The organism is Phytobacter cepae (assembly GCF_054165735.1).
This window is the reverse complement of record NZ_CM135107.1, coordinates 2,835,874-2,851,513: the sequence shown is the minus strand read 5'-3', so window position 1 is coordinate 2,851,513 and position 15,640 is coordinate 2,835,874. Positions and strand designations below refer to the sequence as shown.

The 15,640-nt window shown below is 50.9% G+C and carries 18 protein-coding genes and 1 pseudogene; 11 read left to right on the top strand and 8 right to left on the bottom strand.

Going from position 1 to position 15,640, the window contains the following annotated elements; genetic code table 11:
* Positions 1-94 precede the first annotated feature (94 nt).
* From ACUY4Q_RS13250 to oppF, 6 genes are all read left to right on the top strand, one after another.
* The gene (locus ACUY4Q_RS13250; protein WP_458043227.1) at positions 95-742 is read left to right on the top strand and encodes a YchE family NAAT transporter; all 648 of its coding nucleotides are present in this window, start codon (positions 95-97) and stop codon (positions 740-742) included.
* A gap of 775 nt (positions 743-1,517) precedes the next feature.
* Positions 1,518-3,149: an oligopeptide ABC transporter substrate-binding protein OppA gene (gene oppA, locus ACUY4Q_RS13245; RefSeq protein WP_458043226.1), complete on the top strand. Its 1,632-nt coding sequence runs from the start codon at positions 1,518-1,520 to the stop codon at positions 3,147-3,149.
* Between the two features lie 84 nt (positions 3,150-3,233).
* Positions 3,234-4,154: an oligopeptide ABC transporter permease OppB gene (gene oppB / locus ACUY4Q_RS13240; RefSeq protein WP_458043225.1), complete on the top strand. Its 921-nt coding sequence runs from the start codon at positions 3,234-3,236 to the stop codon at positions 4,152-4,154.
* A 14-nt stretch (positions 4,155-4,168) separates the two neighbouring features.
* Positions 4,169-5,077: an oligopeptide ABC transporter permease OppC gene (oppC, locus tag ACUY4Q_RS13235; protein WP_458043224.1), complete on the top strand. Its 909-nt coding sequence runs from the start codon at positions 4,169-4,171 to the stop codon at positions 5,075-5,077.
* Between the two features lie 11 nt (positions 5,078-5,088).
* Positions 5,089-6,102 carry an ABC transporter ATP-binding protein gene (locus tag ACUY4Q_RS13230; protein ID WP_458043223.1) on the top strand — a complete coding sequence of 338 codons (1,014 nt, stop codon included), beginning with the start codon at positions 5,089-5,091 and terminating at the stop codon, positions 6,100-6,102.
* Positions 6,099-7,103, top strand: a complete 1,005-nt coding sequence (oppF, locus tag ACUY4Q_RS13225; RefSeq protein ID WP_458043222.1) for a murein tripeptide/oligopeptide ABC transporter ATP-binding protein OppF — start codon at positions 6,099-6,101, stop codon at positions 7,101-7,103. Before ACUY4Q_RS13230 ends, oppF begins: the two co-directional genes overlap by 4 nt.
* Positions 7,104-7,144: 41 nt before the next feature.
* Here the strand turns inward: oppF and ACUY4Q_RS13220 are convergent, their stop codons facing one another.
* Entirely contained in the window at positions 7,145-7,474 is a 330-nt protein-coding gene (locus ACUY4Q_RS13220; protein WP_458043221.1) for an HI1450 family dsDNA-mimic protein, read from the bottom strand.
* Positions 7,475-7,508: 34 nt separating this feature from the next.
* On the bottom strand, positions 7,509-8,969 hold the full coding sequence (gene cls, locus ACUY4Q_RS13215) for a cardiolipin synthase (RefSeq protein WP_458043220.1): 1,461 nt from the start codon (positions 8,967-8,969) through the stop codon (positions 7,509-7,511).
* Between the two features lie 140 nt (positions 8,970-9,109).
* Here cls and ACUY4Q_RS13210 point away from each other — a divergent pair, with 140 nt between their 5' ends.
* The gene (locus ACUY4Q_RS13210; protein ID WP_437430500.1) at positions 9,110-9,283 is read left to right on the top strand and encodes a YciY family protein; all 174 of its coding nucleotides are present in this window, start codon (positions 9,110-9,112) and stop codon (positions 9,281-9,283) included.
* Positions 9,284-9,419: 136 nt separating this feature from the next.
* Positions 9,420-9,758: an SMR family transporter gene (locus ACUY4Q_RS13205; protein WP_458043219.1), complete on the top strand. Its 339-nt coding sequence runs from the start codon at positions 9,420-9,422 to the stop codon at positions 9,756-9,758.
* A 64-nt stretch (positions 9,759-9,822) separates the two neighbouring features.
* Here the strand turns inward: ACUY4Q_RS13205 and ACUY4Q_RS13200 are convergent, their stop codons facing one another.
* Positions 9,823-10,119, bottom strand: coding sequence for a YciI family protein (locus tag ACUY4Q_RS13200; RefSeq protein ID WP_458043218.1), 297 nt, complete (start codon positions 10,117-10,119; stop codon positions 9,823-9,825).
* A gap of 219 nt (positions 10,120-10,338) precedes the next feature.
* On the opposite strand from ACUY4Q_RS13200, the gene tonB reads away from it, so the two are divergent.
* Entirely contained in the window at positions 10,339-11,073 is a 735-nt protein-coding gene (gene tonB / locus ACUY4Q_RS13195) for a TonB system transport protein TonB (RefSeq protein ID WP_458047339.1), read from the top strand.
* A gap of 109 nt (positions 11,074-11,182) precedes the next feature.
* The gene (locus ACUY4Q_RS13190) at positions 11,183-12,499 is read left to right on the top strand and encodes an IS4 family transposase (RefSeq protein WP_458043217.1); all 1,317 of its coding nucleotides are present in this window, start codon (positions 11,183-11,185) and stop codon (positions 12,497-12,499) included.
* 27 nt (positions 12,500-12,526) lie between these two features.
* Here the strand turns inward: ACUY4Q_RS13190 and yciA are convergent, their stop codons facing one another.
* From yciA to ACUY4Q_RS13170, 4 genes and pseudogenes are all read right to left on the bottom strand, one after another.
* Positions 12,527-12,928 carry an acyl-CoA thioester hydrolase YciA gene (yciA, locus tag ACUY4Q_RS13185; RefSeq protein WP_458043216.1) on the bottom strand — a complete coding sequence of 134 codons (402 nt, stop codon included), beginning with the start codon at positions 12,926-12,928 and terminating at the stop codon, positions 12,527-12,529.
* A gap of 118 nt (positions 12,929-13,046) precedes the next feature.
* Entirely contained in the window at positions 13,047-13,586 is a 540-nt protein-coding gene (locus ACUY4Q_RS13180) for a septation protein A (protein ID WP_458043215.1), read from the bottom strand.
* Between the two features lie 55 nt (positions 13,587-13,641).
* Entirely contained in the window at positions 13,642-14,385 is a 744-nt protein-coding gene (locus ACUY4Q_RS13175) for a YciC family protein (RefSeq protein ID WP_458043214.1), read from the bottom strand.
* 30 nt (positions 14,386-14,415) lie between these two features.
* A pseudogene (locus tag ACUY4Q_RS13170) lies at positions 14,416-14,508 on the bottom strand (YkgJ family cysteine cluster protein); the annotation flags it as partial.
* Between the two features lie 200 nt (positions 14,509-14,708).
* Between ACUY4Q_RS13170 and ompW the strand changes: the two are divergent.
* Positions 14,709-15,344, top strand: coding sequence for an outer membrane protein OmpW (gene ompW, locus ACUY4Q_RS13165; RefSeq protein WP_458043213.1), 636 nt, complete (start codon positions 14,709-14,711; stop codon positions 15,342-15,344).
* Between the two features lie 45 nt (positions 15,345-15,389).
* On the opposite strand, the gene ACUY4Q_RS13160 is transcribed toward ompW, so the two are convergent.
* On the bottom strand, positions 15,390-15,575 hold the full coding sequence (locus tag ACUY4Q_RS13160; RefSeq protein WP_458043212.1) for a hypothetical protein: 186 nt from the start codon (positions 15,573-15,575) through the stop codon (positions 15,390-15,392).
* Positions 15,576-15,640: the final 65 nt, after the last annotated feature.

Sequence of the window (15,640 nt, the reverse complement as noted above, 5' to 3'; positions counted from 1 at the left end):
TTATGGTGAGCTATGCTGGGATTAAGCGTATATTCAGCATGGTTTTTCTGTTGGAATTTTTGGCTAAAGGCCTTGCTATATTGCGGAGCACCATGTGATTCACACCGTTTTTGATTTTCCTACCTGGTCTAAATTCTTCATCGGTCTTTTTGCATTAGTTAATCCTATAGGGATCATCCCGGTTTTTATCAGCATGACCAGCTATCAAACGGCGGCTGCAAGAAATAAAACTAACCTGACAGCCAACCTCTCCGTGGCCATCATATTATGGACGTCGCTGTTTCTCGGTGATTCAATTCTGCAACTTTTCGGCATTTCAATTGACTCCTTCCGCATCGCTGGGGGCATCCTCGTGGTGACTATTGCCATGTCGATGATCAGCGGCAAGCTGGGTGAGGATAAGCAAAACAAGCAGGAAAAATCAGAATCGGCGATCAGAGAGAGTATCGGTGTAGTTCCCCTCGCACTCCCTCTCATGGCAGGGCCAGGGGCGATCAGTTCCACTATTGTCTGGGGAACGCGCTTCCACACAGCAGAATATTTAGCAGGGTTTACCGTCGCTATAGCTCTTTTTGCCGCCTGTTCGTGGGGTCTGTTTCGCATTGCTCCCTGGCTGGTTCGCCTTTTGGGTCAAACCGGCATCAACGTGATTACCCGAATCATGGGCTTGTTGCTGATGGCGTTGGGTATCGAATTTATTGTGGCTGGGGTCAAGGCCATTTTCCCTGGATTGTTACAGTGAAATAATTTCATCCGTAAATCATATCCATTCGCTGCGTTTCATCTGCCGCATTATTAGGAAATCGTATAAATATTGCCGAAAAAAAACGTAAATATAATAAATCGGACTGATATTAATAGGTTCTTAAATATCAATAGATTACATTTTGTTGCATGCCTTTCTGGCGATAAATTCATCCCTTTCTCATGTTATTTTCCTCACATGATACTCTGGGGGTTGCTGTCGCATAATCGAAATGATATTAGTAATTTCCGCGTCGAAACAGATAAATGTGCTAGATAATAATCAATTGTTGATTTTTTGTGTAAAAAACAACCAGCGCGATGCAGTCAACATGTTTTGCGTTGATAAATTCTTAATTTATTGATTTTTATGTTTATTTTAGGATTTTGACGAATGGGCGCGAGTGGATTCAGCCCAGACGGGAAGAAATAAAAGAGAATTAGTTAACAAATTTGCAAATTGTATTGGCGGCGAATAATCGCATTTGGTACTTTCCGGCCTTATATTTTGTGAAGAATAAACGCGGATGAGAATTATTTTCAAATGTAATTCTTGTCGCAAAGAACCTAAAAGTGCATCGCGACAGGGTGATGCATGCGATATCGACGAAAGGGTGCCGTTCGAGTGCCTCGTAATAAAGCGAAGTCGGTGATAGCAAGCAGTAAACGATGCCTGGCAGTTGCTCAAGCTCCTGCGCTGACTGGGTGCCCCGTAAGGGAACGAAACAGCTGGTATTAATGCCAGTAATTATAATGAGTGGAGTATCAACACAATGTCCATCATCACAAAAAAAAGTCTAATAGCGGCAGGCATTTTTACTGCGCTAATGGCGGGTAACGTAGCCATGGCGGCTGACGTACCGGCAGATGTAAAACTTGCTGACACGCAAACACTGGTCCGCAATAACGGTTCTGAAGTGCAGTCTCTGGACCCGCATAAAATCGAAGGGGTGCCTGAGTCCAACGTGAGTCGCGATCTTTTTGAAGGCTTGCTGATCTCTGACGTGCAAGGTCATCCAAGCGCGGGCGTGGCTGAAAAATGGGACAATAAAGATTTTAAAGTCTGGACATTCCATCTGCGCAAAGATGCGAAATGGTCCGACGGCAGCCCGGTAACGGCGCAAGATTTCGTTTATAGCTGGCAACGTCTGGCGGATCCGAAAACGGCTTCCCCTTATGCCAGTTATCTGCAGTATGGTCATATTGCCAATATCGATGAAATCATCGAAGGTAAAAAACCAGTGACCGACTTGGGCGTGAAAGCGATCGATGAAAATACTTTCGAAGTGACGCTCAGCGAACCAGTCCCTTATTTCTACAAACTGTTGGTACACCCATCCGTTTCCCCTGTTCCAAAAGCCGTTGTTGAAAAATTCGGTGACAAATGGACCCAGCCGGCAAATATCGTAACCAACGGCGCATACAAGCTGAAAAACTGGGTTGTTAACGAACGTATCGTGCTGGAACGTAATACCAATTATTGGGACAACGCGAAGACGGTCATCAATCAGGTGACTTATCTGCCAATCTCTTCTGAAGTCACAGACGTCAACCGCTACCGCAGCGGTGAAATCGACATGACCTATAACAACATGCCGATTGAACTGTTCCAGAAACTGAAAAAAGAGATCCCGACCGAAGTTCACGTCGATCCGTATCTCTGCACCTATTACTATGAAATCAACAACCAGAAAGCCCCGTTCACCGATGTACGTGTACGTACCGCGCTGAAACTGGCACTGGATCGTGACATCATCGTTAACAAAGTGAAAAATCAGGGCGATCTGCCGGCATACAGCTACACGCCGCCGTACACCGATGGTGCAAAACTGGTTGAGCCAGAGTGGTTCAAACTGTCTCAGGAAAAACGTAACGAAGAGGCGAAGAAACTGCTGGCTGAAGCCGGTTATACCGCCGACAAACCGTTAACGTTCAGCCTGCTTTACAACACATCCGATCTGCATAAAAAGCTGGCTATCGCCGTGGCTTCTATCTGGAAGAAAAATCTGGGTGTGAACGTGAAGCTGGAAAACCAGGAGTGGAAAACCTTCCTCGACAGCCGCCATCAGGGTACCTTCGATGTGGCACGTGCTGGCTGGTGTGCGGACTACAACGAGCCGACGTCCTTCCTGAACACCATGTTGTCTGACAGTTCAAACAACACCGCACATTATAAGAGTGCTGAGTTCGATAAATTGGTTGGCGACACGCTGAAAGCCACCAGCGATGAGCAACGCACTGAGCTTTACACCAAAGCAGAACAACAGCTCGATAAAGATTCTGCCATTGTTCCGGTCTATTACTACGTTAACGCTCGCCTGGTGAAACCTTGGGTCGGCGGTTATACCGGTAAAGATCCGATGGATAATATCTACGTTAAGAATCTTTATATTATCAAGCATTAATGGCAATGAGTGGGGCAGGGTATTCCTGCCCCACGGTGTCTTATTTCATCGCACTATAAAGGCACAGGCCAGAAGGTACGGGCAATGTTGAAATTTATCCTACGTCGCTGCTTAGAAGCGATTCCAACACTCTTTATTCTTATAACTATTTCCTTCTTTATGATGCGTCTTGCACCCGGTAGCCCCTTTACCGGCGAACGCACGCTGCCGCCGGAAGTGATGGCAAATATCGAAGCGAAATATCATCTTAACGACCCCATCCTGACGCAATACACCAGCTACCTGAAACAGCTGGCGCATGGCGATTTTGGTCCCTCGTTTAAATACAAAGATTACACGGTGAACGATCTGGTTGCGGCCAGCTTCCCGGTATCTGCAAAATTAGGGGCAGCGGCGTTTCTAATGGCGGTTATTTTTGGTGTCGGTGCCGGGGTTATTGCCGCGCTTAATCAAAATACCAAATGGGACTACTCCGTGATGGGGCTGGCAATGACGGGGGTGGTGATACCCAGCTTCGTGGTTGCGCCATTGTTGGTCATGATCTTCGCCATTACCCTTAAATGGTTACCCGCAGGCGGATGGAACGGCGGGGCGCCGAAATTCATTATTCTGCCCATGGTAGCGCTCTCTCTGGCTTACATCGCCAGCATTGCGCGTATTACTCGTGGCTCAATGATTGAAATTCTGCACTCGAACTTTATTCGTACCGCCCGGGCAAAAGGGTTACCGATGCGGCGGATTATTTTCCGTCATGCGCTGAAACCTGCGTTGTTACCGGTTCTCTCTTATATGGGCCCGGCCTTCGTTGGCATCATTACCGGCTCAATGGTCATCGAGACCATTTATGGTCTGCCAGGTATCGGGCAACTCTTTGTCAACGGCGCACTCAACCGTGATTACTCCCTGGTATTAAGTTTGACCATACTGGTAGGAGCACTCACTATTTTATTCAATGCGGTTGTTGATGTGCTGTATGCCGTTATCGATCCAAAAATTCGTTATTAACACTGGAGTTCGCCATGATGTTAAGTAAGAAAAACAGCGAGGCGCTGGAAAACTTCAGTGAAAAACTGGAAGTAGAAGGTCGTAGCCTCTGGCAGGATGCGCGGCGTCGCTTCATGCATAACCGCGCTGCGGTTGCGAGCCTGTTCGTGCTCTTGCTGATTGCCCTGTTCGTTACGCTCGCCCCAATGCTGTCGCAGTTCGCCTATTTCGACACGGACTGGGGAATGATGTCGAGTGCGCCGGATACCGAGTCTGGTCACTATTTTGGTACTGACTCATCCGGTCGCGATCTGTTGGTGCGCGTTGCCATCGGTGGTCGAATCTCGTTGATGGTGGGTATTGCTGCGGCGCTGGTTGCGGTTATTTTGGGGACGCTTTACGGATCGCTTTCAGGCTACCTCGGCGGCAAAATTGACTCCGTGATGATGCGTATCCTCGAGATCCTCAACTCCTTCCCGTTTATGTTCTTCGTCATCCTGTTAGTCACCTTCTTTGGGCAAAATATCCTGCTCATCTTTGTGGCGATCGGCATGGTCTCCTGGCTTGATATGGCGCGTATTGTTCGCGGCCAGACGTTGAGCCTGAAACGCAAAGAGTTCATTGAAGCCGCCCAGGTCGGTGGCGTCTCAACGGGTAACATCGTGATTCGTCATATCGTGCCAAACGTATTAGGCGTGGTGGTGGTCTATGCCTCGCTGCTGGTACCCAGCATGATCCTCTTCGAATCCTTCCTGAGCTTCCTGGGTCTTGGTACGCAAGAGCCATTGAGCAGTTGGGGCGCGCTGTTGAGTGACGGGGCGAACTCCATGGAAGTTTCTCCCTGGCTTCTGATGTTCCCGGCGGCATTCCTGGTGGTGACACTGTTCTGTTTCAACTTTATCGGCGATGGCCTGCGTGATGCCCTCGACCCGAAAGATCGTTAAGGAGTGCTGGTATGAGCATGCATGAAATCTCATCTGCGCCAAAGGCGCAGCAGCAATCGGACATTCTGTTGGATGTTAACGATCTGCGTGTGACCTTTACGACCCCTGACGGTGACGTCACGGCGGTGAATGACCTGAACTTCAACCTGCGCGCCGGCGAAACGCTGGGTATTGTGGGTGAGTCAGGTTCCGGTAAATCGCAAACCGCCTTTGCCTTAATGGGGCTGCTCGCTTCAAACGGTATTATTGGCGGTTCCGCGAAATTTAACGGGAAAGAGATCCTGAATCTGCCGGAAAAAGCGCTCAACAAACTGCGTGCCGAGCAGATTTCGATGATTTTCCAGGACCCCATGACCTCGCTCAATCCCTACATGCGGGTGGGCGAGCAGTTGATGGAAGTCCTGATGCTGCACAAAGGCATGAATAAAGCGGAAGCCTTTGAAGAGTCCGTCAGAATGCTGGATGCGGTTAAAATGCCCGAGGCCCGTAAACGTATGCGGATGTACCCGCATGAGTTTTCAGGCGGTATGCGCCAGCGTGTAATGATCGCGATGGCGCTGCTGTGCCGTCCAAAACTGCTGATTGCCGATGAACCCACGACGGCACTGGACGTAACGGTTCAGGCGCAAATCATGACGTTGCTGAACGAACTGAAAAGTGAGTTCAACACGGCGATCATCATGATTACCCACGATCTGGGGGTGGTCGCAGGCATCTGCGACAAGGTGCTGGTGATGTACGCCGGTCGTACCATGGAGTACGGTAAAGCGCGGGATGTGTTTTATCAACCCGCCCATCCTTACTCCATTGGGCTGCTTAACGCGGTGCCACGCCTGGATGCTGAAGGGGAGGCGCTGCTGACCATCCCTGGCAACCCGCCGAACCTGCTGCGGTTGCCAAAAGGGTGCCCGTTCCAGCCTCGCTGTCCGCACGCAATGGACATCTGTATGAATGCTCCCCCGTTGGCGGAGTTTGCCCCGGGCCGCCTGCGTGCCTGCTTTAAGCCGGTGGAGGAGTTGGTATGAGCACTGTAGCTGACGAAAGAAAAGTGCTGCTCGAAATTGCCGACCTGAAAGTGCATTTCGACATCAAAGACGGTAAGCAGTGGTTCTGGCAACCGTCCAAAACCCTTAAAGCCGTTGATGGCGTGACGCTGCGTCTGTATGAAGGGGAAACCCTTGGTGTGGTGGGTGAATCCGGTTGCGGTAAATCGACCTTTGCGCGCGCCATTATCGGCCTGGTCAAAGCGACGGACGGCAAAGTTGCCTGGCTGGGTAAAGACCTGCTGGGAATGAAACAGGACGAATGGCGGCAGGTACGCAGCGACATTCAGATGATTTTCCAGGATCCACTGGCGTCACTGAATCCGCGTATGACCATCGGTGAAATCATTGCCGAACCTCTGCGCACGTATCATCCTAAAATGTCGCGCCAGGATGTGCGCGATCGCGTTAAAGCGATGATGCTTAAGGTGGGCTTACTGCCGAACCTGATCAACCGCTATCCGCATGAATTTTCGGGCGGGCAGTGTCAGCGTATCGGTATTGCTCGCGCACTGATCCTTGAGCCTAAGCTGATAATCTGTGATGAACCGGTCTCAGCACTCGACGTGTCGATTCAGGCGCAGGTTGTCAACCTGCTGCAAAAACTGCAGCGGGAAATGGGATTGTCGTTAATCTTCATTGCCCACGATTTGGCGGTGGTTAAACACATTTCCGACAGGGTGCTGGTGATGTATCTGGGCCATGCGGTGGAGCTGGGCACCTATGATGAGGTGTATCACAACCCGCAGCATCCTTATACTAAAGCGCTGATGTCTGCGGTGCCCATCCCCGATCCGGATCTTGAGAAGAATAAGACAATTCAGTTACTGGAAGGCGAGTTACCTTCGCCGATTAATCCGCCGTCCGGTTGCGTGTTCCGCACTCGCTGCCCGATCGCCGGACCAGAATGTGCGAAGACGCGTCCGCTGCTGGAAGGCAGTTTCCGCCATGCGGTCTCCTGTCTCAAGGTCGACCCGCTCTAACCGGTGAAAACAAAAAAGGCTGACAATGTCAGCCTTTTTTATTATTCACGCCAGAGTATATGACAGAGCTTGTGATCTTTTTCCCGGCAGAGCAGTACGCGGGCAAAGATATCATTGATTTCGCCACCGTCGGTCTCGGCCAGTCCAATCACGACCTCAGCGAAGAAGTCCGGATTCAGGTCGAAATCCACATGCTCATGCCAGTCTTCACTGGGATCGAACAGTTCTGCGCCGCCACGCTCTTCGAATTGCAGGTTGAAGAGGATCACGTCTGCCGGGTCAAGATTATCAACCGCCAGTTCGAGAAAAATGTCGTAAGCCTGTTCCAGCGTCTCATCTTCGGTCAGGCGATTGTTCAGATCCATTTCCATAATAACTACCTGTGTAACGTCAATTGGGCACGTTTTACAGCAACGGGCTGAAGAAGTAAAACAGTCGTTCAGCGATTCGATGCCAGAACGGGCGTTTTACCCATAACCGGGCATCCAACAGACGAGAGCGTGAGATATAGTCGTCCTGCACTGCGGCCAGATCGCCGCCAAAACCCGCGTCATCAATCACCAGGGTGATTTCAAAATTAAGCCACAGGCTGCGCATATCCAGATTTACCGTTCCCACCAGACTGAGCTCTCCATCGACCAGCACACTCTTGGTGTGCAGAAGCCCGCCTTCGAACTGGTAAATCTTCACTCCCGCTGCCAGCAGTTCGGTGAAGAAGGCCCGGCTGGCCCAGCCCACCAGAACCGAATCGTTATGACGCGGCAAAATAATGCTGACATCCACCCCGCGCTGCGCGGCAGTGCAGATAGCATGCAACAAATCATCGCTCGGAACCAGATAGGGGGTGGTCATGATCAAATACTCACGCGAGGCATACACCGCAGTGAGCAAGGCCTGATGTATCAAATCTTCAGGAAAACCGGGGCCGGAAGCGATGGTGTGAATGGTATGCCCGCTCGCCTGTTCGAACGGCATAACATTGGCATCCGGCGGCGGCGGTAAGATGCGCTTACCTGTTTCGATCTCCCAGTCGCAGGAATAGACAACGCCCATTGCCGTTGCGACCGGGCCTTCCATTCGGGCCATTAAATCCACCCACTGACCGACGCCTGCATCCTGTTTAAAATAGCGCGGATCGACCATGTTCATGCTGCCGGTATAGGCGATGTAATTATCAATCAGCACCATTTTGCGATGTTGGCGCAGATCCATGCGGCGCAAGAAAACACGCATTAAATTTACTTTTAAGGCTTCCACCACCTCGATACCGGCATTGCGCATCATATCGGCCCAGGGGCTGCGGAAAAACGTCACGCTCCCGGCAGAGTCTAAAAGCAAACGACAGTGGACCCCACGGCGTGCGGCAGCCATCAAGGATTCAGCTACCTGGTCGGCCATACCACCGGGATGCCAGATATAAAACACCATCTCAATATTATGACGCGCAAGCTGGATGTCACGGATTAGCGCCTGCATCACATCATCAGAGGTTGTCAGCAACTGAAGCTGATTGCCTTTGACACCGGCAATACCCTGGCGATGCTCGCAGAGTTTGAAGAGAGAAGAGGCGACGCTGCTGTTTTCGGTCGCAAATATATGGCGATGTGATTTGAGATCCTTCAGCCACTTTGCCGTGGACGGCCACATTGCTCTGGCGCGCTCGGCCCGGCGTTTGCCCAAGTGAAGTTCACCAAACGACAGGTAGGCAATGATTCCGACCAGGGGGAGAATATAGATGATCAGTAGCCAGGCCATGGCAGAAGGAACCGCACGGCGTTTCATGAGAATACGTAACGTCACCCCCGCGATAAGCAGCCAGTAGCCTAAAATGACCAGCCAACTCACGACGGTGTAGAAGGTTGTCATAAAAAATCCTTTTCAAAATCGTCTATCACGAGTTTACGCATAAGGATGCATCTGGCAAATAAAAACGGTTCACAAAAGCGCTGGTAAGGCAGCGGCTTGGGTCTATAATGGCGCGTCAGTATTGGAAAAGAGTTGTCATAATGAAGCGTAGTAGAACCGAAGTGGGACGCTGGCGCATGGCTCGGCAGACCAGCCGCCGCAAGGCTCGCTGGCTGGAAGGGCAGTCGCGCCGCAATATGCGTATCCACTCGATAAGAAAGTGCATTCTTAATCGGCATCGTAACGCGTTAGTTTTTGATTTTTACGTGTTTTGATGACCCGGGCACCGTACGGGTGCCCACTGTTATACCGACACCGCTTCCCTGTTCAGTCATATAAGCATCACAGTGCTGCTTTAGGTTATACCCATTTTATCGCTGTAGAACGTCTGCACTTTCCCACTGGAATCTCATGAATAAAGAAGCGTTAATCTTTTTGGCCGTGGCGATTATTGCCGAAGTTATTGCGACCACCGCCTTGAAATCTTCCGACAGTTTCACCCGTTTACTGCCAAGTGTTATCAGTATTGCAGGATATTGTATCGCGTTCTGGTGTTTAACTATTCCCATGCGTTCTATTCCGACCGGCATCATTTATGCTATCTGGTCAGGTGCGGGTATTGTGCTTATCGGTGCGGTGGGGTGGTTGGTACACGGGCAGAAACTCGATGTTCCGGCCTTGCTCGGCATGGGCTTAATTATTGCCGGGGTGATAACCATCAATCTCTTTTCAAAAAGCGTTGCGCATTAACTTCCCTCGCATCGTTAAGGGCCAGACTTAAAGCATCTACTGGCCCTGTCCTCATGGCGAACGATTAAAAAACTTTCTTGAAGGGTTTGACGGTTACCTTCTGGTAAACACCTGCGGCAACGTAGGGGTCAGCCTCTGCCCACGCCTTTGCGGCTTCCAGCGATTCAAATTCGGCGATGACGGTTGAACCCGTAAATCCTGCAACGCCCGGATCGTTACTGTCAACCGCGGGCATAGGGCCGGCGGTGAGCAAACGGCCTTCGTCACGCAACAACTGCAAACGAGCAAGATGGGCAGGGCGAACGGATAAACGTTTCTCGAGGGAGTCGGCGATATCTTCAGCAAAAATAACATACAGCACGGTGATAGCTCCATTGGATCAGAAAACAGCTACGGTATGCGAATCATAGTCCAGCTGCAATGCAAACACAGGTCGCTCACGACAAACTGGATTTTAACGCACTGTTTTTAGCCGCTTAGGGATCGAAATCAATGATAGATGAGATGTCTAGTTGAATATGATTGCTATTTGCATTTAAAATCATGGTTTGTTTTTTCAACTGAAACGATTATGACTTCAATGACCCTTGATTTACCTCGCCGCGTTCCCTGGGCAGCGATACTGTCTGTCGGCATTCATGGTGCCGCCGTTGCAGGTCTGCTGTATATGTCGGTACATCAGGTTATTGAATTGCCAGCGCCTGCACAGCCTATCTCGGTCACCATGGTGTCACCGGCTGAACTTGAGCCGCCTCAGGTCGTACAGCCAGCGCCCGAACCCGAACCGGTGGTTGAGCCGGAACCTGAACCTGAGCTGGTGCCGGAACCGCCGAAAGAAGCGCCTGTGGTTATTCAAAAACCTGAACCGAAGCCAAAGCCGAAACCTAAACCGAAGCCTAAGCCCGAGAAAAAGGTCGAGCAGCCAAAGCGCGAAGTAAAACCGGTTGAGCCGCGGAGTACTGCTCCGGTGGAAAATAATGCTCCGGCTCGCCCACTGACCAATACGCAACCTACGGTTGCCAGCAAACCAACGCCGTCAGTGCCTGCGGGCCCACGTGCGCTGAGCCGTGCACAACCGACTTACCCAGCGCGTGCGCAAGCGTTACGCATTGAAGGGCGTGTGCGGGTGAAATTTGACGTTATGCCTGACGGACGTATCGATAATGTCCAAATCCTGTCAGCGCAACCGGCTAATATGTTTGAGCGCGAAGTGAAAGCGGCGATGCGTAGATGGCGCTACGAGGCCGGAAAGCCTGGCAACGGGATTATCGTCAACATTGTGTTCAACATGAAGGGCGGCGCTACCATGGAATAATAAAAAAGCCTCCAGTTGGATAACACCGATCGGTTAAGCAAAATGATCGGTTGAACGATCCGGCGGGTAGACGACAATAGCCTCATCAATTCTCTGATGGGGCTTTTTAATGCTTTCGACCTGGCTTGACGATACGCAGACCTGGGCTGAACCCGCTTCACTTTCCTGTTTCCAGCGTGCCATTCCCCTTGAGTGGATTTCTCAGGTACTTGAGTCCACGAATAAAGCCAGTATCCGTAAACGTAAGCTCCCTGCAGAACTCGTGGTCTGGCTGATTGTGGGCATGGGATTGTACCGCGACCGTTCCATCACGGATGTGGTGACAAAACTCGACCTCGTCCTGAGTTCGCAGGAGGGGGATACACTCGCCGCCAGTTCCATTGCCCAGGCCCGACAACGGCTCAGCGAAGAACCGCTTCGCGAACTCTTCACGCTGACGGCCGGGCACTGGACCCAACAGGAAGACAAGGATGACCTCTGGCACGGATTACGCCTGTTCGCCGTTGATGGCACGCTTTTCCGCACACCCGATACACCTGAACTTGCAGACCATTTTGAGTACATAAAGCATCGCCCGGACAGACACACTGAGTACCCGATGGTCAGGCTGTGCGCGCTGATGTCCCTGCGCAGTCGGTTGATCCACGATGTGAAATTTGGGCCGGCAAACACCGGTGAAGTCAGTTACGCGAAGCAGTTATCGCCTCAGGTGCAGAGCCTGACGCTGTTTGACCGCTGTTACTTGTCCGCAGAATTACTGATTAACTGGCAACACAGGCAACAGGACGCGCACTGGCTGGTTCCCCTGAAAGGCAATACAAAATACCGGATAGTTGAAACCTTCGGTGAGGGAGACCATCTGGTGGAGATGCAGGTCTCACCGCATGCGCGAAAACAGGACAGCTCGCTGCCTGAAAACTGGCAGGCCCGGCTAATAGAATGTGAGGGTGAATCAGGTGATTACAAAGGTTTTATTACCTCTCTGACAGAGCCGGAGCAGTATCCGGCAGAGGCGCTGCGTTATGTGTATCAGGAGCGATGGAGTATAGAAAACGGCTACGGAGAGCTGAAACAGTTCCAGCTGAGTACAGCGACTCTGCTGCGCAGTCAGAAGGTGAGCGGAATATATCAGGAAATCTGGGGCCTGCTGACAGGCTATAATCTGATACGGATGGAGATGAGTCAGATAGCCCGGGAAGCAAAAGTGGCGCCGCTGCGAATAAGCTTCGTGATGGCGATGAGGCTGATCCAGGATGAACTCATCTGGTGTTCACTGAGTAAACCCGGGACGATCCCGACGAAGCTGAAGAAAATGCGGGAGAATGTGAAGCAATTTATCCTGCCAGAAAAGAGAAAACGGCCCAAAAAGAGGACCGTTCGAATCTCTAAAACCCAGTATCCCGTTCGCTCAAAACATCTTAAGTGAACGGTGTTATCCAGTTGGAGGCTTTTTTTATGCCTGCAGAGGAAGCTGTCGCGGTTTCCCTTCATTATCCACGGCAACATAGATAAACAACGCTTCAGTAGCCTTGTAGCGTTGACCAATAGGTTCAGACGCCACTTTTTTAATCCACACCTCAACGTTAATGGTTATCGACGTATTGCCACGTTTCACACAACGGGCGTAACAGCAGACCACATCGCCCACCGCGACCGGGCGCAGAAAAGTCATCCCGTCAACGCGAACGGTCACCACGCGGCCATGGGCAATCTCTTTGGCCTGGATCGCGCCGCCCATATCCATCTGCGACATCAGCCAGCCGCCAAAAATATCGCCATTCGCATTGGTGTCAGCAGGCATGGCCAGCGTGCGCAGAACCAGTTCGCCCTGCGGCGCATCTTGGGTATTTGTCATTGTTATCTCAGTACTGAATCAGGGGTTTCTGGCGGGATGCTACTATGGATTTATTGCAGGCGACAACGAGATAACGCAGCGGGAAGAAAAAAAGCCAGGCGAACCTGGCTTCTGGCTGTCAGGACTTATCATCCTGCGGGATGTGGCGATAGATGTAGACGCCGCTGAGGACGGTAAAAAGCAGCGTCAGGGCTGTCAGGCCGAAGACTTTGAAGTTGACCCAGATGTTCTGGGGTAACCAGAAGGCAATATAGATATTTGCCAGTCCGCAAGCGATGAAAAACAGGGCCCAGGCCAGGTTAAGGCGTGACCATACCGATTCCGGTAACGTCAACTCTTTGCCCAGCATCCGCTGAATCAACGGCTTTTTCATCACCCACTGGCTGAACAGTAGCGCCCCGGCAAACAGTCCGTAAATGACGGTCACTTTCCATTTAATAAATTCATCGTTATGGAAGAAAATCGTCAGACCACCAAAAACGGCCACCAGTACAAAGGTGATAAGCGCCATCTTTTCGACTTTACGATAACGCACCCAGCTGTAAATCAGGACAACAGCGGTTGCAATAATCAGCGCCGTGGTCGCGGCGTAAATATCATAAAGCTTGTAAAAGACGAAAAAGACAACCAGCGGGAGAAAATCAAGAAACTGCTTCATTCTACGATTCCGTTACGGATTATTGCCTGCGAGAAAACCGCGCAGGCAGGAAAAGTTACTGACGAATCAGCATGTACAGGCGGAACAGATAAATGAGCAGTGCTACAGTTATCATGTTGCTCACCGTGTTGGCGATGATAGCGCCGACTTCAGGCGTCAGAAACGCCAGGTTATGTGCGAACATCATCAATATTATCTTCGCCAGCAGCCAGCCAATGACTGCCGGTGCGACCACCCGCATATTGGCCCAGCTCAGGCGCAGACTATTACGCATCGCCGTGAACACACCCACTCTGTCCTGTACCACCATGATGGGAGCCAGGGAAAAAAGAATCGCCACCATAATGCCCGGTACGATAACCAACATAATGCCGAATTGCGTCATAAACATCATCAGCATCAACAGGATGAACAGTGCCGGCAGAACAGGCGCACTGGCACCGATTGCCCGTAGTGCGCTGACTCTGTGTCCTGCTGAAATCAACTGAATCAAGGCCAGTGTGCCGCCCACCAATAACGTATTGCCGATCAGGGCTGAAAAGGTTGAGGCGGCAGAGGCCCGTAACAGCACCTGTTGCTGCTCAGGCGTCATGTTCTGCACAAGATCAAACAACCCCGTACTGCCCGCCAGGTTATCACCTTCGCTCATAATGGCGAGTTGCGCATCGCTGGGCATAAATACGCGACCCAGAAGTACAGTAACTAACGCACACAACAGTGTAATCAGCAAAATAGTAACAAACTGATTACGAAAAAAATTCCCCGTGTCACGGTAAACGGATTTCGCCGTGATAGACATGCACTCTCCTTGAGTTCTGCAATGTTAAATTCAGCGCAATTGTACCCTGGATGACCCGCCGGTGGCAGCATCAGCACACGTATGGAAAAGCATATCTTTGTAAAGCAGTGGTAATGAAAAACGATCGCAGTGGTTAATTTGCATATAATTTCGCCAGTAAATTGATGTAATTACAAGAATGCACCCGTGTAGGGAATTGGAGAAAATTAATGTAGATCAATAAAGGTTAAATTCGCGGATGGAATGTGATCTTAGTTGGATCACTTTATACCTAATAGTGGTTATATTCACGGCGCCTATAAAACCACATACATGGAGTGGATATGAAAAAAGTAGCCGTGGCAGCATTGATCCTGAGCAGTATTTCTACAGGCGCGTTGGCACATGACGCAGGAGAGTTTTTTATTCGGGCCGGTTCGGCGACGGTAAGACCGAATGAAGGGTCGGATAACGTGTTAGGCAGTCTGGGCGGTTTCAACGTCAGTAATAACACCCAACTTGGCTTGACCATGACCTATATGGCAACCGAAAACGTGGGCATTGAGTTGCTGGCGGCTTCGCCGTTTCGTCACAAAGTCGGCACGGGCCCGACAGGCACCATTGCCACCGTTCATCATCTTCCTCCTTCTCTTGTTGCGCAGTGGTATTTCGGCGATGCGGGCAGCAAATTCCGCCCGTATGTCGGCGCAGGGATCAATTACACGATGTTCTTCAATGAGAAATTTAACGACACCGGCAAAGACGCAGGGCTGTCGGACCTGAGTCTGAAAAATTCCTGGGGTGCAGCGGGTGTGGCAGGGCTGGATTACTTGATCAATCGTGACTGGCTGATTAATGCCTCGGTCTGGTATATGGACATTGATACCGACGTCAGATTCAAAGCGGGGGGCGTCCAGCAAAGCGTCAGCACAAGACTGGATCCATGGGTATTTATGTTTTCGGCGGGCTATCGCTTCTAATGCTTGTCGCCCAGGCTGGCCGCACTGCGGCCAGTTGTCGCACCGCTACACCAGTTTGCGTAATTCGGGATAACATCCCCAGTTAATGATCATGGCAGCCAACGCGCCCATAAGCCACGGAATGCGGGAATCGCCAAAAAACAGATGGCCGATGAAGATGCCTAGGGTGAAACAGGTAAATATCGTGGCGACGGTAAACCAGCCTCTGATTAATGCGGCCTTGCTGAACATACGGACATCCTTACCCTGGTTGATATCTCATTGAATGAATGCCTGAGACAGGTCACTGCTTTCCG